The following is a 15560-nucleotide window of genomic DNA, read 5'->3' as shown; positions in this document are numbered from 1 at the left end:
GATCAGTCCGCTGCGGGGATCTGCTGCAGGTCGTTCCAGACCTGTGCCTTGGCCATGTAGTCCTGGATGGACTGGTACGCCTCGGCGACGATCGGGTCGGCGGCGGCTGCCTCTTCCAGAACTTCGGTGGAGGCTTCGCGCAGCGCGGCCAGAACCTCGTCCGGGAAGCGCTTGGTCTCGACGCCCATCGCGCGGAACTCCTCGATGATCTCGCCCTGCGGTTCCGGTGCGGCGGCCAGCGACCAGGTCACGGTCGCCTTGCAGGCGGTCAGGATCTGCTCCTGCACTTCCTCGCCGAAGCCGTTCCAGACGTCCATGTTGACGATCAGGGAGTTCCAGCTTGCCGGCTGGTGCCAGCCCGGGAAGTAGTAGTACTTCGCGATCTCGGCAAAGCCGAGCGACTTGTCCACCACGGGCAGCGAGAACTCGGTCGCGTCGATGCGGCCGCGCTCGAGCGCGACGTAAAGCTCGCCGCCGGGGATCAGCTGGGTCGATGCGCCCAGCTTGTTCAGCACCTGGCCGCCCATGCCGGAAATCCGCATGCGAAGGCCCTGCAGGTCCTCGACGGTGTTGATCTCCTTGTTGAACCAGCCGCCCGGCTCGGGCGCGGTGACGTGGCAGGGCAGCAGTTTGACGTTCAGCGGCGTGTAGGCCTTCTGGACGATCTCCATGCCGCCGCCTTCCCACATCCAGCCGGTGAACAGGTCCGGGCCGGGGCCGAAGGGCATGGCGCCCGCCAGCGCGGCAACCGGGATCGTGCCGCCCCAATAGCCGATGAAGTCCCAGCCCGCCGGGATCGCGCCCGAGCTGACCTGGTTCAGCACTTCCAGCGCCGGGACGAGGTCGCCTGCACCGTGGACGCGCAGTTTCACCTCGCCATGCGTGGCAATGTCGATGTTCTTCGCCAGAACTTCCGCGCCCTCACCGAGGAACGGCATGTTCTTGGGGAAGGTGCTGGCTACGTCGAGCGTCTCGGCCTGCACGAAGCCGGCAGTGGAAATGGCGAGCGCTGCAGTCAGTGTCGCAACAGTTTTCAAGTCGTGTCCTCCCAAATGGGTCCGCCCGGTGTCTCCTCCCCGGGTCGGACAGATCTGATTCGCCCTCCGAAAAGGGCGCTGGCATCGCAGGTTTTCCTTGCCCCGCTTGACTTTGTCCGAGGCGCTCGGCAAACTGCGATCACAGATCAACGATAACCAAAGGGCGCCACGATGCAAGGCGATTCCGTCACCGGCCTCGACTCCATTTCAACGCCCCTCCAGCGCGACAGTCTTCAGCAACAGATCTACAACAGGCTCTTCAACGGGCTTGTGACAGGCGCCTACCTGCCGGGTGAGGTCATCTCTTCGCGGCGGATGGCGCAGCAGCTTGGGGTCAGCGCGATGCCGGTGCGCGAGGCGCTCACACGGCTCACCGCCGAAGGTGCGCTGGAACTGACAAGCAGCCGGACATTGCAGGTCCGCACGCTCACGCCGGAGAATTTCGACGAGGTCACCGCCATCCGCATCGCCAACGAAGGCATGGCCGCCGAACGCGCCGCGCGGCAGGTCACCGCGGGCGACATCGCCCGGGTGCGCGCCCTCCACAAGGAGCTGTCGCGCGCCGCGGAAGGGCAGGAGACCGACCGCTACCTTGCCGCCAACGCCGCCTTTCACGGCGGGATCTACCGCGCCGCGCACTGGCCGCTTCTGATGGACATCATCAAGCGGCTGTGGCTGGCGGTCGGCCCCTCGATCCGGGTCAGCGTGCCGGATCACCATCACATGGCGACCTCGATGACGTTTCACGACGCCGCGCTGACCGCGCTCGAAGCGCGCGATCCGGAGGGGCTCAGGACCGCCATCGTCGAGGACATCCGCACCGCGGCCATCGACATACGCGCCCGGCTTGAGGAAGAGGCCCGCCCGGCGCCGGGCCATCAGGGCGGCTGACGCCGTCCCGGCCATCGCGCCGAACATCACCACAGGGAGGACACCAACATCATGAGCATTCTCGGATCATTGACGCCTGCGAAGGGCCTGCGCGTCCTGATCACCGCCGGGGCAGGGGGCATCGGCCAGGCCATCGCCCGCGGCTTTGTCGAAACCGGCGCCCGCGTCCATATCTCGGACATCGACGAGGCGACGGTCAGTGCCGCGACCGGCGGCGCGATCACCGGCAGCGTGGCCAACGCCGCCGACGAGGCGCAGACCAAGGCGCTGTTCGAGGAGGCGCGCGAGCAGATGGGCGGCCTAGACGTGGTCATCGCCAATGCCGGTGTCGCCGGGCCGACCTCCCGCGTGGGAGAGATCAGCCAGGCCGACTGGGACGAATGCCTCGAGATCAACCTGCGCGGCGCCTACCTGGCCGCCCGCTTCGGCGAGGCCGAGCTGAAGGCCAACAAGGGCCTGTTCATCGCCATGGCCTCTGTCGCCGGGCGCCTGCCCTACGCCTTCCGCACACCTTATGCCGCGTCGAAGTGGGGCGTGATCGGCCTGGCCAAGAGCCTCGCCACCGAGATGGGCCCCGACGGCGTGCGCGCCAACGCGATCCTGCCCGGCATCGTGAAGGGACCGCGCATCGACAAGGTGATCCAGGCCCGCGCCGACCAGGTGGGCGTGTCCTTCGAGGAGATGCGCGAGCAGTACCTCGCCAAGGTTTCGCTCCGCCGGATGGTGACGGCGGAGGACATCGCGGCCATGTGTCTCTTCCTCGCCAGCCCGGGCGGCAGCAACGTCTCGGGGCAGGCGCTCAGCGTCTGCGGCAACGTGGAGACGCTGTGATGGCGGAGCCTTCGATCGCGATCGTCGGCAGCGGCCTGATCGGCTGCGCCTGGGCCGTGACCTTCGCCCGCGGCGGCTGCTCCGTCGCGATGTACGATGCGACGGAGGGGGTGGCCGCGGCAGCCCCCGACCGCATCCGCGCCATGGCCGAGGAGATGGCCGCAGCCGACCTGCTGATGGGAGAGACACCGGATGCGGTCGCTTCCCGCATCCGCGTGGCGACCGACCTTGCCGACGCGCTGAAGGGCGTGTCCCACGTGCAGGAAAACGTCCCGGAGAAGCTGGAGATCAAGCAGGCCGTGTGGGCCGAACTCGACCGGCTGGCGCCCGAGGATGCGGTGCTTGCCAGCTCCACCTCCGCGCTGCTGCCTTCCGCCTTCACCGAGGGGCTGGCCGGGCGGCACCGCTGCGTCGTGGCCCATCCGATCAACCCGCCCAGCCTGATCCCTGCGGTCGAGGTTGTCCCGGCGCCCTGGACCGATCCGGAGGTGGTCGAACGCACCGCGCAGCTCATGGAGCGGGTCGGGCAGAAGCCCATCCGCATGAAGCGCGAGGTCGACGGCTTCCTGATGAACCGCCTTCAGGGCGCGCTCCTGCAGGAGGCGTTTCGCCTTGTTGATCAGGGCATCGCCGCGCCGGAGGACGTGGACATCGGCATCCGCGAGGGGCTGGCGCCGCGGTGGGCTGTGGTGGGTCCATTCGAGACCATCGACCTGAACGCGCCCGGCGGCGTGCGCGACTACGTCGCCCGCTATGCCGGTATGTATACCAACATGGCGCCCAGCCAGCGCGAGCCTGCCGACTGGTCCGGTCCCGCGCTCGACCAGATCGACGCCGCCCGGCGCGCGTCCGTGCCGCTCGAAGATATCCCGAAGGCCCAAGCCCGGCGCGACAGCCGCCTGACGGCCCTTATGCAATTCCTGCGCGGCCAGAGCCGCGCCTGAGATTTCCCCGGAGGAGAACGGGCATGCCCAGAACCAGCAACAAGATCATCATCAGCTGCGCCGTCACCGGCGCGATCCATACCCCCTCGATGTCGCCGCATCTGCCGGTGACACCGCAGGAGATCATCACCGACAGCCTCGCCGCCGCCGAGGCGGGCGCGACGATTCTGCACCTGCACGCGCGCGACCCGGAAACCGGCAAGCCCACGCAGGACCCGGACGCCTTCCGCGCCTTCCTGCCGCAGCTCAAGCAGGCGACCGGCGCGGTGCTGAACCTGACCACCGGCGGCTCGCCCCACATGACCGTGGCCGAACGGATGCGCCCGGCGGCCGAGCTGAAGCCCGAGGTGGCGAGCCTGAACATGGGTTCGATGAACTTCGGCCTCTACCCGATGCTGAACCGCTTCACCGAGTTCAAGCACGAGTGGGAACGCCAGCACCTCGAGAACAGCCGCGACCTGGTGTTCAAGAACACCTTCGCGGACATCCAGCACATCCTCGAGGTCGGCAACGCCAATGGCACGCGCTTCGAATTCGAGTGCTACGACACTTCGCATCTCTACAACCTGGCGCATTTCGTGGACCGTGGGCTGGTGAAGGCGCCGTTCCTCGTCCAGACGGTCTTTGGCCTGCTGGGCGGCATCGGCGCGCACCCCGAGGATGTGGCGCACATGAAGCGCACCGCAGACCGGCTGTTCGGCGACGACTACGTGTGGTCGGTGCTGGGCGCGGGCCGCAACCAGATGAACGTCGCGGCGCAGGCTGCGGCACAGGGCGGCAACGTCCGCGTCGGGCTGGAGGATTCGCTCTGGATCTCGAAGGGCAAGCTGGCGGAAAGCAACGCCGACCAGGTGCGCAAGGCGCGGCTCCTGCTGGAAGGGCTGGGTCTGGAGGTCGCGACACCGGACGAGGCGCGCGGCATGCTGGACCTCAAGGGCGCCGACAATGTCGCGTTCTGAAGCCTTCCCGGTTGTCGTCACGGGCGGCAGCCGGGGCATCGGGGCGGCCACGGTCGCCCTGCTCGCAGGACGCGGCCATCCGGTCGTGTTCTCCTACGCCTCCAACGACGCTGCCGCTCGGGCGCTGTGCGACCGTGTAGCGGAGGAGGGCGGTCACGCCGTCGCCTGCAAGGGCGATGCGGCGGCCGAGGGCGCGGTTGCCGCGCTCTTCGCCACCTGCGTCGACCGCTTCGGCGCGCCCGGCGGCGTCTTTGCCAACGCCGGCATCACCGGCCCGGCCTGCGGTCTGGGCGACCTCTCCGCCGACGATCTGCGCCGGGTGCTGGATGTGAACGTCGCGGGCACCTTCCTGACAGCGCAGGCGGCCCTGCGCACCATGCCCGACGGCGGCGCCATCGTCCTGATGTCGAGCCGCGCGGGCCGGTTGGGCGGCGCGGGCGAATGGCTGCATTACGCCGCCAGCAAGGGCGCCATCGACACGCTCTGCGTCGGGCTCGCGCAGGAGGCCGGACCGAAGGGCTTCCGCGTGAACGCCGTGGCGCCCGGCCTGATCGAGACGGAGATCCACGCCGCCGCAGGCCGGGGCGACCGGCTGAAGACCGCCGGAACTGCCGTGCCGCTGGGCCGGACCGGCACGGCGGAGGAGGTCGCGCGCACAGTGGTCTGGCTTATGTCCGACGACGCCTCCTATATCTCCGGAACGATTGTAGACATCAGCGGCGGGCGCTGAGCGGCTGTCTTGACAACGGGGTGGCAAATTGCCACCTTTAGGTGCAGGAGGTGCCCCATGGCCAGATCCGTGAAATTCGCAGACGAAACGCTGGTGGAAGACGCCCGCGTCGAATCCGAACTGCAAAGCCGCTCGCTGGCCGGCCAGATCACCCATTGGGCCCGCATCGGCCGCGCCATCGAACGCTCCGGAACCTTCGATCACGCGCGTTTGTCGCGGGTCCTGGCCGGAGAGGCGGAGACCTCGACCCTCACCGCCGAGGAAAAGGCCGTCTGGACCGAACGCTTCCTTGCGCGGATGGACGCGCCCGGCCCCGGGGAAGAGGCGCACTTCGACGCGCTGCGCAACACCGGCGGGGCCGTGGGCCTTGATGCATCGGGCACCATTGTCCGGGCGGAACCGTCGCCCGGCGAATGACCCCAACGATGATCCTGCTGGCCGGCCCCAACGGGGCGGGCAAGTCGACCCTCTACCAGACCCGCGTGGCGCCGGCCTTCGCGGGTCCCTTCGTCAATGCCGACCTGATCCAGCGCGACGAACTGCGCGATCCCGGCCCCGAGGCCTCCTACGAAGCCGCCCGCATCGCCGACACCCGGCGGGCCGAGATCATCGCCCGGGGTGGTGACCTCGTGACCGAGACGGTGTTTTCCCATCCCTCCAAGCTCGACCTCCTGCGGGATGCGCAGGCGCGGGGATATGACGTCTGGGTGATGCACGTGGGCGTCGACAGCGCCGACCTCTCCGTCGCGCGCGTGGCCTTCCGCGTGGAACAGGGCGGTCACTGCGTGCCGGAGGACAAGATCCGCGCCCGCTACGACCGGTCGGCGCCGCTGATCCGCGAGGCCGTGCGCATGGCCGACACCGGGCTGGTCTACGACAACTCGGTGGCCGGGCAGCCGCCGAAGCTGGTCCTGACCTTCCGGCGCGGCGCGCTGGAGACCGTGCGCCCGAACCCTCCGAGCTGGATTCGCGGGACCTATGCGGCGGACCTGACGAGGTGCTAGTGCGGGTTTTCAACGGTTTGCGGACGTCCGCATTCCCTGCGGTCCACCTCGAACGCACGATGCCCCGTTCGCTGGCACCGGTTAGCGTCCGGACGATGCAGGGGACGCGCGTGGTATTTGCGACACAGAAATCCCGGCAATCCTTTCGCATCTTTAACTGATTAAATCACTCGGATAAGAGACAGCTACTTGCTGCGCCATCCAGATTTCCGTGTCCAGACAGCTTCGCAGCGTCAAAAAATCACGAACCTGAGGGACATTGGAAATGCGCAGTCTGAGACAGCGGCCCGCTGCGGCCGCCCGAACTTCCGTGGGGCAAAGAAACCTGATGGTCGGGACCTCCCTGACCGCCGCCTGCCTGGCCGGTTTCGCCTATGCCCAGGACACCGCCGCTGACGGAGCCACGATCGTCCTGCCGACGCTCGAGGTGGAGACGACGGCAGAGCCGGCACCGGCTCCGGCCCGTGTGGCGCCCGCACCGCGCCGTACCGCTTCGGCCCCGCGCCGCGCACCCGCGCCGCAGGTCTGCACGCCGGAACTGGCGGGCACCCCGGTCTGTGCCGAGCAGGAGGCCGCAGAAGCTGCCGCTGCACAGGCAGCCGCCGAAGCCGCGGCCGCAGCAGAGGCCGCACGTCAGGCCACCGCAGGCACCAACCCGAACGCCGACCCAGACGCGCCGTTCCGCGCCGTGACCAGCGCGAACTCCAAGCTCAGGGGCGAGATCGCGGACATGCCGCGCACCGTGACAGCCGTCACGAAAGAGGTGCTGGAAACCACCAACACCACCTCCGTCCGGCAACTGGCGCGCAACACGCCGGGATGAGCCTCGGCTTCGGCGAGGGCGGCAATGCCTTTGGCGACAACATCTACATCCGCGGCTTCAAGGCGAACAACGACGTGTACGTCGACGGCGTGCGCGATCCAGGCACCTCGGTCCGTGAGACCTTCGACACCGAGCAGGTCGAGATCATGAAAGGCCCGTCCGGGTCGGTCGGCGGGCGGGGCGCCACGGGCGGCACCATCAACCTGACCACGAAGCAGCCGCAGGACGTGGACTTCCAGCACTACTCGTTCGAGGCGACCAGCGCGGGCACCGTGCGGGCGACGGCGGACATCAACCTTGCCACCAACGACCGTCTGCAACTGCGGTTCAACACCATGCTGCAGGAAGGCTGGGTGGCCGGGCGCGACGACGTGCGTGACGACCGGCAGGGGGCGGCAGTGGCGCTGCGCTACAAGCTGACCGACGACGTGACGGTGGATGCGTCCTACTCCTTCACCCGCTTCGACCAGACACCGGACTGGGGTGTGCCCTTCACCACCGGACGTCCGGACGGCAAGACCGGCCCGGTGACGGAGTTCGGTGTCGACCGGGACACCTTCTACGGCATCGCGGATCGCGATTACCAGGAAGCCACCCGCCACGTCGCGACAGGGCGCGTGACCTGGGACATGGGCAACGGGTTGACGCTGACCAACACTCTGCGGGCCTCGGAGACGATCAACGACTACATCCTGACCGCACCGTCGAGCACGACGGAAAACGGGTCGAACGATCCGTCCGACTGGACGACCGGGATCAGCGACAAGTCGCGTTACCAGGTGACGGACGTGATCTCGAACACCACCGAAGTGACGGGCGAGGCCGGATGGTTCGGAGTGGGGCACAACTTCGTCGCCGGCGTGATGGTGCAGAAGGAGGAGGTGATGGCCGACCGCTACCCCGGCTCCACCGAAGACTTCCCGGGGGGCGGACGCGGATGCACGGTCGACGTCGAGGACCCGGACACCTCACCATGCTGGGACGGCAACATGCCGTCGCGCAACCACGACAAGACCGTCACCGAGGTTCAGACCTTGTCGGCCTACTTCGTCGACCGGATCGAGTTCTCGCCGCAGTGGGCGCTGGATGCGGGCGTGCGTGTGGACTCCTATGACATCGAGCGGACCAGTTCCGGCTCGACGCTCAGCCGGAACGACGTGATGTGGAACGGCAACCTCGGCCTGACCTACAAGCCGACCGAGGCGCTGACGCTGTACGGCAGCGCGGCCACGTCCACCACCCCGATGGGGGCAGAGGTCGCCGCGGGCGGCGGGTTCTACGGCGGTCTCGACACCGGCGGCGAAACGCTGAAGCCGGAACGCAACATCGCCTACGAGCTTGGCGCGAAATACGAGCTCATGGACGATCTGCTTCTGACGGCGGCGCTGTTCCAGACCACCAAGCAGAACGCGCGCGAGGACGTTGGTCCGCGCGGGTCCGCGGTCACGCAGGACACGCTTGAATACCGCCTGCGCGGGATCGAGCTGGGCGTTGCGGGCAAGGTCGACCGGTTCGGCCTGTACGGTGGCGCGGTGTTCATGGAGAGCGAAATCCTCGACTCCGCGGACTCCAGCGTCGTCGGCAAGGAACTGGCCACCATCGCGCACCAGCAGTTCAACCTGCTGACCACCTACGATGTCACCGACAGGCTGATGCTGGGCGTGCAGTCGAACTGGAAGGGCGAGGTCAAGCTGGGCTCCCTGGCGCCCAACGACAACCGGCTTCCGTCCTACTGGTCGTTCGACCTTGTCGGCTCCTACGACATCAACGACCGGATGGACGTGCGGTTCGGCGTGAAGAACGCGGGCGACGAGGTCTACTACGACACCGCCTACCGTTCGGGTGAACCCTTCACCTACGTCGCCCCCGGGCGCGAGGCATGGGTCGCCATCGACATGAAGTTCTGAGGCACGGGACTTTCACCGGCGGGGGCGGCGTTTGCGCCGTCCCCGCCACTCATCGGGGCCATTCATCGAAGAGGACGACATGCTCATCACCATCCCCGAGCTCTTCGCCAAGGACGAGGTGCAGGCGATCCGGGCAGAGCTGGACGCCGCCGACTGGCAGGACGGGCGCGCCTCTGCCGGGGCACAGTCGCAGGGCGTGAAGCGCAACCGCCAGCTCGACCCTCGGTCGCAGGCGGGGCAGGCCATCGGCCAGCGCATCATGGAGCGGCTGCACCAGACGCCGCTGTTCCTGTCCGCCGCGCTGCCGCTGCGCATCCTGCCACCGATGTTCAACCGCTACGAAAGCGGCGAGACCTTCGGCGTGCATGTCGACAACGCCATCCGGGTGAACCCCTTCAGCGGCGAGCGGCTGCGCACCGACCTGTCGATGACGATCTTCTTCTCGGAACCGGAGGAATACGAGGGCGGCGAACTGATCGTCGAGGACCACTACGGCACGCAGGAGGTGAAGCTGCCTGCGGGCGACATGGTGCTCTATCCCTCGACCTCTCTGCACGAGGTGACGCCGGTGACAAAGGGCGCGCGGGTGTCGTCCTTCTTCTGGCTGCAAAGCATGGTCCGCTCGAACGAGCAGCGCACGATCCTCTTCGATATGGACCAGGCGATCCAGGCGCTGGCCGGGCGGGTCGGTGTCGATGACCCGGAGGTCGTCACCCTGACCGGCATCTACCACAACATGATCCGCCAATGGACGGACGTCTGACCATGGATTTTCTGAACATACCGTATGTATACGCTCTGCGTGCAGAGCTGCTTGCCTGGCTGTCGGAGGCCGGTCAGGACCACATGTCGCCGGTCGGCATGTACCTTGCCGCCGACATCGTCGTGAAATCGGTGATGGTGGCGCTGGCCGTGGCCTCGGTACTGGTCTGGGCGATCTTCCTGGCCCGGGTCGTGCTGCTGATGCTGGCGCGGCGGCGGCTGGCGCGGAACTACCGCGCGCTCGACCGGGCCGGAACGCTTGAAACCGCCGCAGCGCGGTTCCGCAAGCGGCGCGGCGTCATGGGCGCCATGGTCCGGGCGGCTCTGGCAGAACGTCAGCGCTCAGGCAATGCGCCCGGTGCCGGCATCAAGGAACGGGCCGAAAGCGCGCTGTCGCGGGTCGAGGTCGGAGCGGCGCGCAGCCAGCAGCGCGGCTCGGCCCTCCTGGCGATCACCGGCTCCACCGCGCCTTTCATCGGCCTCTTCGGGACGGTCTGGGGGATCATGAACAGCTTCATCTCGATCGCCGAGACCAACACGACGAACCTGGCCGTCGTCGCCCCCGGCATCGCAGAGGCACTGCTGGCCACGGCCATCGGCCTTGTCGCGGCAATACCCGCCGTGATCTTCTACAACCTGCTGGCGCGGATGCTGGGCGGGTACAAGGTCATGCTGGGCGATGCCTCGGCGCTGGTGCAGCGGACCCTGTCCCGCGATCTGGATCTGGCCATGCGGCCAAGGATGGCGCGGCCCGAGACCTTCGGCGACGTGGCGCAGCATCAGGCGGCGGAGTGATCCGATGGGGGCAAGGCTTTCGGGTGGCGATGACGATGACATGGCGGAAAACGCCGACATCAACATCACGCCCTTCATCGACGTCATGCTGGTGTTGCTGATCATCTTCATGGTGGCGGCGCCGCTGTCGACCGTGGACATTCCGGTTGAACTGCCGGTCGCCGTGGCGGAAGCGCCGCAGCGCCCGTCCGAGCCGGTGTTCATCACCCTGAAGGAAGACCTGTCGCTTGCCGTGGGCGAGGTGGAAACCACGCTCGACGCGCTGGTGATGGAGATCGGCATCGCCACCATGCTGAACCGCGACGAGCGGCTCTATATCCGCGCCGACAAGGCGGTGCCCTACGGAGAGCTGATCCGCGTGATGAACGTGCTGCGCGCCGACGGATACCTGAAGGTCGGGCTGGTGGGTCTGGACGAGGCCGCGGCGCCCGAGGGGACAGAGGCCGGCGGCGCAGGGGAGGCCGTGGAATGAGCCTAGCCTACCGCGGGGCGGCGGGCCTTCTGCCGATGGTGGTGGCGGGCGTGGCGGTCAGCCTGGCCGTGCATGTCGCCTTGCCCGCGAGCCTCCTGGCCCGCGCGCCGGAGCCGGAGCCAGAGGTGCGGCGCGAGGACACCGGCGTGCAGGGCGCGATCATGTTCGACCTCTCCGACATCATCGCCGCCCCCTCCGACGCGGGCGAGGACAGCACCGCCGTCGAGGAAGCGGTTGAAGCCCCGACCGTCACGGAATCGCCCGAGGCCGTCCATGCGGCGCGCGCGGCGGACGAGCCGATCCTCAACCAGACGCCCTACGAGGTGCAGGACGAGGAGCTGAAATTCGGCATCGCCACGCCCGAGCCGGAGCAGGAAACCGAAGAGATCGCCGAAGAGGTCGCGCAGGAGTTCGAGGAAGAGCAGATCGACCAGGCCAGCCAGACCGGCGCGGTAGAGGCGGAGGCGTCGGAGGCCTCCGTCTCCGGCGTCGATGCGGAGGCGCAGGCCGAAACCGCGCAGGCCGAGAGCGAGGGCCTGACTGCCGAACAGATGGCCGAGATCACCGAATGGCAGAAAGCCGTCGTGCTGCGCATCGCCAAGGCCAAGGCCTACCCGCCGTCCGCGCGCAAGAAGGGGCTGGAAGGCGAGGTGCGCGTGAAGTTCACCATCGACCGCTACGGCGCCGTGACCGCGCGGGAGGTGGAGCAGTCGTCCGGGGCGGCCGTGCTGGACGAAGCGGCGCTCGAGGTCTTCGACAAGCTCGACCGGCTGCCGACGCCGCCGAACCACCTGACGGGCGACAGCTTCACGCTGGTCATCCCTCTGAACTACACGATCCGGAAAGGGTAGGGGGCTGGACGCAGGCGGGGGAGATGTCCTCCAGCGTCCGGCATCCCGCCAGCGCCATGGTCACTTCAAGCTCATCCCTCAAAAGGCGCAGCACATGGCTGACCCCCAGCGCGCCCGCCACGGCCAGACCGTGACACACCGGGCGGCCGATCAGCACCGCAGAGGCGCCGAGCGCCAGCGCCCTGAACACGTCGGCGCCGCGCCTTATGCCGCCGTCCATCAGCACCGGCACCGCGCCACACACCTGCGCCACGACGCCGGGCAGGGCGGAGATCGCCGAGGGCGCACCGTCCAGCACCCGCCCGCCGTGGTTGGAGACGATGACGCCCGCCGCCCCGGCAACGACAGCCTGTGCCGCGTCGGCAGGGTGCAGGAGTCCTTTCAGCAGGACGGGCAGGGGGGCATTGGCGCAGAACCACGCCACGTCCTCCCAGTCGGGCAGAACATGGGCGACCCGGTCGAAAAGCACCGACTCGCCGTCCTTCAAAGGGGCGAACTGGGGCCGCGGCAGACCGTCGAGGTTCACGGCGCGGATGCCCGCGGGCAGGGTGAAGCCGCTGGCGATCTCCGCGTCGCGGATGCCGTTCACCGGCGCATCGACGGTCAGGACCAGAGCTGCAAACCCGGCGCGGGCGGCACGTTCGGCCAGCGCCATGGTGGGCGCGCGCCCGGCCTGCCAGTAAAGCTGCATCCACTGGCAGGCGGTGCCTGCTTCGCGCACCGTCTCCATCGGCTGGCCGGCCTGGGCGCTGAGGCACATGCCGACACCCTGCGCGGTGGCGGCCGCCGCGACGCCTGCCTCGCCCTCTGCGTCCAGCACCGGCAGGTAGGCCATGGGCGCGATCAGCATCGGCACGTCGAGGCGTCGTCCGAGCAGGGTCCGCTGCGTGTGCCCCCCGGCCAGAGGCGCCAGCGCACGGGGCCAGATGCGGATCTGTTCGAGGTCGCGCAGGTTGGCCCGGCAGGTTTCCTCGCGCCCGGCGCCGCGCAGGAAATAAGCGGCGGTTGCGGGCGGCAGGAGGGCCTCGGCCCGGGTGGCGTAACCGGCCAGCCCGCCGGGCAGGGCACGGGCCTGATCGGTCATTTCGTCAGGATGAGCTTGCCGGCCCGTGTGATGCGGAGGGTGTAGACCTGACCGTTCAGCTCGATCTCGGCCTTGACGCCTCCGGGGATCAGGCTGCGGGCATCGTAGCGGGTGGTTCCATCGTCTGTGATCTCGGGTTGCGGAAGTTGGCCCTGGGGCATGTCACGATCCTTCGACAGGTCTTTTGTGCCGTCTTTTCAAATGCCTCACCACGGGTTGGCGGGCTTGTCCCGACCCGGATAGCCTAACTCGACAAAAATTGTCAATTAATTTGTCGCGCAGTCACCTTTGACGCCGCCGCGCCCGGCCTGCGTGCCGAAAGAACGGGCGCCGGACCTCAGGCGCGGTCGAAGGCGGCGCGCGCGGCTGCGATGTGGGGCATGCCCTGCGTAGCCCAGTCCACCATGGCCATGATGTGGGGCAGCAGGCCCTCTCCCAGCTCGGTCAGGCTGTAGCAGACGCTGGGCGGCTTGGTGTCAAAGACCTCGCGCCGGATGATTCCATCGCGTTCGAGATTGCGCAGCGACTGGGTCAGCATCCGTTTCGAGATGTCGGGCAGGGCGCGCAGCAGGGCGTTGAAGCGCACCGGCCCTGGTTCCAGCTCCATCAGGATCAGGACGGGCCACTTGGCGGACACGTGGTCAAGCACCTGCCGCACCGGGCAGTTGGTGGGATCGAATCCCTGTGTTTTCCAGTCCTGCAGCCGGTCGGTGACGGTCGATACCATGGGCGGTTCCCTTTCTGTTACCTTGTCCCGAAAAACTGCCTCCTTTCGGGGCAAGGGGTAAGTCTCTAAATGAGACCTGTATCCGATTCTATACCTGAAAGGAAAGATCATGACCAAGTATCTGGTGACCGGCGCATCGGGGCAGTTGGGGCAGAAGGTGGTCGATCACCTCGCCACGCTTGTGCCCGCAAGCGACATCGTCGTGCTGGTGCGCTCCGACTCTGCGCGCGAGGCGTTCGAGGCGAAGGGCATTGCCGCACGGCAGGCCGACTACGAAAACCCCGAGGCGCTGCGCGCGGCCTTCGACGGGATCGACCGGCTGCTGCTGATCTCGTCGTCCGAGATCGGCAAACGTGCCGCGCAGCACCGCAACGTGATCGAGGCGGCAAAGGCCGCGGGCGTCGGGTTCGTCGCCTATACCTCGATCCTGAACGCCGAAACGGGCGGCATGGCACTCGCCGAAGAGCACCTTCAGACCGAGGCGATGCTGCGTGACAGCGGCCTTCCCCACGCGCTTCTGCGCAATGGCTGGTATTCGGAGAACATCGCCGGGACCGCACCGCAGGCCGTGGGCATGGGCCAGCACTTCGGGGCCGCGGGCGAGGGACGCTTCAACACCGCGTCGCGGCAGGACTATGCCGAAGCGGCGGCGGTGGTGCTGGCGGGCGAAGGGCAGGCCGGTGACGTCTATGAACTGGGCGGCGACAGCGACTTTTCCCTGACCGAATACGCAGCACTGCTGAGCGAAGTCTCCGGCAAGGACGTGGCCTATGTGAACATGGACCAGGCGGGTTATGCGGCCGCGCTGGTGGGCGCGGGCCTGCCCGAAGGGTTCGCCGGCATCCTGGCCGACAGCGACGCTAAGGCGGGGCAGGGTGCTCTGGCCACGCAGTCCCGCGACCTGAGCCGCCTGATCGGCCGCCCGACAACCCCGATGCGCGACACGCTGAAGGCCGTGCTGGGCTGAACGCCCGGCCTGTTCCGACGTCCGAAGGGCGGCCCTGCGGGGTCGCCCTTTTTATGCAGGGATCGGTCAGAGAAGGGCGGCGGCGCGGCTGTCCTCCACCGCGAAGTCGATCAGGGCGCGGATCTTGCGGGGCAGGCTGCGCCCTTCGAGGTAGACGGCGCTGACCTGGATCGCGCTGCCGTCGTAGCCCTCCATGACGGGCACAAGGCGGCCCGCGGCCATCGCCTCCGTCACGGCGAAGCGCGGGACGTAGCAGATGCCCAGCCCGGCGGCCGCCAGTTCCACCGCCGCGCGGGCGGAGTTGACGTGGAGCCGGCCCTGCACGTCCACCGCCTGCTCCTTGCCATTCTTCAGGAACACCCAGCGGCGCGGCGTACGGCGGTTCGTGTCGAGGATGCAGGCATGGTGGCGCAAGTCGTCCGGGGTTGCGGGGGCGCCCTGCGCGGCGATGTAATCGGGGCTGGCCGCCACGACCGAACGCATCTCTCCCAGCTTGCGGGATTTCAGCGACCGCATGTCCGACTGTCCGACGCGGAAGGCCAGGTCGATCCCCTCGCTGGCGAGGTCGACAAACCCGTCGTGCAGGCGCAGGTCGAAGGTCAGCTCCGGATTGCGGGCGGCGAAGCGGGCCAGCATGTCCGCCACGTAGACCTCTCCGAACGTGACGGGGGCCGAGATGCGGATGACGCCGGTGAACCCGCGCGAGCTGTCGGAGACCTCGGCCAGAAGCGCGTCGAGATCGTCCAGCAGCGCGGGCGCGCGGGCCAGCAGGTCCT

Annotated in this window: 19 protein-coding genes; 14 read left to right on the top strand and 5 right to left on the bottom strand. The window is 68.1% G+C overall.

Annotated elements, in window-relative coordinates:
- Positions 1-2: 2 nt before the first annotated feature.
- Positions 3-1037, bottom strand: coding sequence for a TRAP transporter substrate-binding protein (locus CDO87_RS26450; RefSeq protein WP_100931625.1), 1035 nt, complete (start codon positions 1035-1037; stop codon positions 3-5).
- A gap of 171 nt (positions 1038-1208) precedes the next feature.
- Here CDO87_RS26450 and CDO87_RS26445 point away from each other — a divergent pair, with 171 nt between their 5' ends.
- From CDO87_RS26445 to CDO87_RS26390, 13 genes are all read left to right on the top strand, one after another.
- Positions 1209-1928, top strand: coding sequence for a GntR family transcriptional regulator (locus CDO87_RS26445; protein ID WP_100931624.1), 720 nt, complete (start codon positions 1209-1211; stop codon positions 1926-1928).
- A gap of 51 nt (positions 1929-1979) precedes the next feature.
- Positions 1980-2759, top strand: coding sequence for an SDR family oxidoreductase (locus CDO87_RS26440; protein ID WP_100931623.1), 780 nt, complete (start codon positions 1980-1982; stop codon positions 2757-2759).
- Positions 2759-3703: a 3-hydroxyacyl-CoA dehydrogenase gene (locus CDO87_RS26435; protein WP_100931622.1), complete on the top strand. Its 945-nt coding sequence runs from the start codon at positions 2759-2761 to the stop codon at positions 3701-3703. The genes CDO87_RS26440 and CDO87_RS26435 overlap by 1 nt, the downstream gene beginning before the upstream one ends.
- 23 nt (positions 3704-3726) lie before the next feature.
- Positions 3727-4662 (top strand): 3-keto-5-aminohexanoate cleavage protein, encoded by a 936-nt coding sequence (locus tag CDO87_RS26430; protein WP_100931621.1) that lies wholly within the window; start codon positions 3727-3729, stop codon positions 4660-4662.
- The gene (locus CDO87_RS26425; RefSeq protein ID WP_100931620.1) at positions 4649-5392 is read left to right on the top strand and encodes an SDR family oxidoreductase; all 744 of its coding nucleotides are present in this window, start codon (positions 4649-4651) and stop codon (positions 5390-5392) included. The genes CDO87_RS26430 and CDO87_RS26425 overlap by 14 nt, the downstream gene beginning before the upstream one ends.
- A gap of 57 nt (positions 5393-5449) precedes the next feature.
- Positions 5450-5809: a TA system antitoxin ParD family protein gene (locus CDO87_RS26420; RefSeq protein WP_100931619.1), complete on the top strand. Its 360-nt coding sequence runs from the start codon at positions 5450-5452 to the stop codon at positions 5807-5809.
- Positions 5806-6396 carry a zeta toxin family protein gene (locus CDO87_RS26415; protein WP_100931618.1) on the top strand — a complete coding sequence of 197 codons (591 nt, stop codon included), beginning with the start codon at positions 5806-5808 and terminating at the stop codon, positions 6394-6396. Before CDO87_RS26420 ends, CDO87_RS26415 begins: the two co-directional genes overlap by 4 nt.
- 328 nt (positions 6397-6724) lie before the next feature.
- Positions 6725-7219 carry a hypothetical protein gene (locus tag CDO87_RS27425; protein ID WP_254698535.1) on the top strand — a complete coding sequence of 165 codons (495 nt, stop codon included), beginning with the start codon at positions 6725-6727 and terminating at the stop codon, positions 7217-7219.
- Entirely contained in the window at positions 7216-9126 is a 1911-nt protein-coding gene (locus CDO87_RS26410) for a TonB-dependent siderophore receptor (protein ID WP_254698534.1), read from the top strand. The genes CDO87_RS27425 and CDO87_RS26410 overlap by 4 nt, the downstream gene beginning before the upstream one ends.
- Positions 9127-9205: 79 nt before the next feature.
- Complete coding sequence (locus tag CDO87_RS26405) at positions 9206-9889, top strand: Fe2+-dependent dioxygenase (protein WP_100931617.1); 684 nt, start codon at positions 9206-9208, stop codon at positions 9887-9889.
- A gap of 2 nt (positions 9890-9891) precedes the next feature.
- Positions 9892-10683, top strand: a complete 792-nt coding sequence (gene exbB / locus CDO87_RS26400; protein WP_254698533.1) for a tonB-system energizer ExbB — start codon at positions 9892-9894, stop codon at positions 10681-10683.
- 4 nt (positions 10684-10687) lie between these two features.
- Positions 10688-11155 carry a TonB system transport protein ExbD gene (gene exbD / locus CDO87_RS26395; RefSeq protein ID WP_100931615.1) on the top strand — a complete coding sequence of 156 codons (468 nt, stop codon included), beginning with the start codon at positions 10688-10690 and terminating at the stop codon, positions 11153-11155.
- Positions 11152-12006 (top strand): energy transducer TonB, encoded by an 855-nt coding sequence (locus CDO87_RS26390; protein WP_100931614.1) that lies wholly within the window; start codon positions 11152-11154, stop codon positions 12004-12006. Before exbD ends, CDO87_RS26390 begins: the two co-directional genes overlap by 4 nt.
- Here CDO87_RS26390 and CDO87_RS26385 read toward each other — a convergent pair.
- The 3 genes from CDO87_RS26385 to CDO87_RS26375 form a co-directional block, all read right to left on the bottom strand.
- Entirely contained in the window at positions 11972-13090 is a 1119-nt protein-coding gene (locus CDO87_RS26385) for an alpha-hydroxy acid oxidase (protein WP_100931613.1), read from the bottom strand. The two genes, CDO87_RS26390 and CDO87_RS26385, sit on opposite strands and share 35 nt — an antisense overlap.
- The gene (hemP, locus tag CDO87_RS26380) at positions 13087-13251 is read right to left on the bottom strand and encodes a hemin uptake protein HemP (RefSeq protein ID WP_100931612.1); all 165 of its coding nucleotides are present in this window, start codon (positions 13249-13251) and stop codon (positions 13087-13089) included. The genes CDO87_RS26385 and hemP overlap by 4 nt, the downstream gene beginning before the upstream one ends.
- A 176-nt stretch (positions 13252-13427) precedes the next feature.
- The gene (locus CDO87_RS26375) at positions 13428-13817 is read right to left on the bottom strand and encodes a helix-turn-helix domain-containing protein (RefSeq protein ID WP_100931611.1); all 390 of its coding nucleotides are present in this window, start codon (positions 13815-13817) and stop codon (positions 13428-13430) included.
- A 109-nt stretch (positions 13818-13926) separates the two neighbouring features.
- On the opposite strand from CDO87_RS26375, the gene CDO87_RS26370 reads away from it, so the two are divergent.
- Positions 13927-14784: an SDR family oxidoreductase gene (locus CDO87_RS26370; RefSeq protein ID WP_100931610.1), complete on the top strand. Its 858-nt coding sequence runs from the start codon at positions 13927-13929 to the stop codon at positions 14782-14784.
- A gap of 66 nt (positions 14785-14850) precedes the next feature.
- Here the strand turns inward: CDO87_RS26370 and CDO87_RS26365 are convergent, their stop codons facing one another.
- The gene (locus tag CDO87_RS26365; protein ID WP_254698532.1) at positions 14851-15429 is read right to left on the bottom strand and encodes a substrate binding domain-containing protein; all 579 of its coding nucleotides are present in this window, start codon (positions 15427-15429) and stop codon (positions 14851-14853) included.
- Positions 15430-15560 lie beyond the last annotated feature (131 nt).

It is taken from the genome of Sagittula sp. P11 (assembly GCF_002814095.1).
Lineage (GTDB): Bacteria > Pseudomonadota > Alphaproteobacteria > Rhodobacterales > Rhodobacteraceae > Sagittula.
This window is presented reverse-complemented; position numbering and strand designations above follow the sequence as displayed.

Excerpts from the sequence above, each read along its gene's own strand:
- CDO87_RS26445 (WP_100931624.1), top strand. The coding sequence starts at position 1,209 with ATGCAAGGCGATTCCGTCACCGGCCTCGACTCCATTTCAACGCCCCTC.
- CDO87_RS26440 (WP_100931623.1), top strand. The coding sequence starts at position 1,980 with ATGAGCATTCTCGGATCATTGACGCCTGCGAAGGGCCTGCGCGTCCTG.
- CDO87_RS26435 (WP_100931622.1), top strand. The coding sequence starts at position 2,759 with ATGGCGGAGCCTTCGATCGCGATCGTCGGCAGCGGCCTGATCGGCTGC.
- CDO87_RS26430 (WP_100931621.1), top strand. The coding sequence starts at position 3,727 with ATGCCCAGAACCAGCAACAAGATCATCATCAGCTGCGCCGTCACCGGC.
- CDO87_RS26425 (WP_100931620.1), top strand. The coding sequence starts at position 4,649 with ATGTCGCGTTCTGAAGCCTTCCCGGTTGTCGTCACGGGCGGCAGCCGG.
- CDO87_RS26420 (WP_100931619.1), top strand. The coding sequence starts at position 5,450 with ATGGCCAGATCCGTGAAATTCGCAGACGAAACGCTGGTGGAAGACGCC.
- CDO87_RS26415 (WP_100931618.1), top strand. The coding sequence starts at position 5,806 with ATGACCCCAACGATGATCCTGCTGGCCGGCCCCAACGGGGCGGGCAAG.
- CDO87_RS27425 (WP_254698535.1), top strand. The coding sequence starts at position 6,725 with ATGGTCGGGACCTCCCTGACCGCCGCCTGCCTGGCCGGTTTCGCCTAT.
- CDO87_RS26410 (WP_254698534.1), top strand. The coding sequence starts at position 7,216 with ATGAGCCTCGGCTTCGGCGAGGGCGGCAATGCCTTTGGCGACAACATC.
- CDO87_RS26405 (WP_100931617.1), top strand. The coding sequence starts at position 9,206 with ATGCTCATCACCATCCCCGAGCTCTTCGCCAAGGACGAGGTGCAGGCG.
- exbB (WP_254698533.1), top strand. The coding sequence starts at position 9,892 with ATGGATTTTCTGAACATACCGTATGTATACGCTCTGCGTGCAGAGCTG.
- exbD (WP_100931615.1), top strand. The coding sequence starts at position 10,688 with ATGGGGGCAAGGCTTTCGGGTGGCGATGACGATGACATGGCGGAAAAC.
- CDO87_RS26390 (WP_100931614.1), top strand. The coding sequence starts at position 11,152 with ATGAGCCTAGCCTACCGCGGGGCGGCGGGCCTTCTGCCGATGGTGGTG.
- CDO87_RS26385 (WP_100931613.1), bottom strand. The coding sequence starts at position 13,090 with ATGACCGATCAGGCCCGTGCCCTGCCCGGCGGGCTGGCCGGTTACGCC.
- hemP (WP_100931612.1), bottom strand. The coding sequence starts at position 13,251 with ATGCCCCAGGGCCAACTTCCGCAACCCGAGATCACAGACGATGGAACC.
- CDO87_RS26375 (WP_100931611.1), bottom strand. The coding sequence starts at position 13,817 with ATGGTATCGACCGTCACCGACCGGCTGCAGGACTGGAAAACACAGGGA.
- CDO87_RS26370 (WP_100931610.1), top strand. The coding sequence starts at position 13,927 with ATGACCAAGTATCTGGTGACCGGCGCATCGGGGCAGTTGGGGCAGAAG.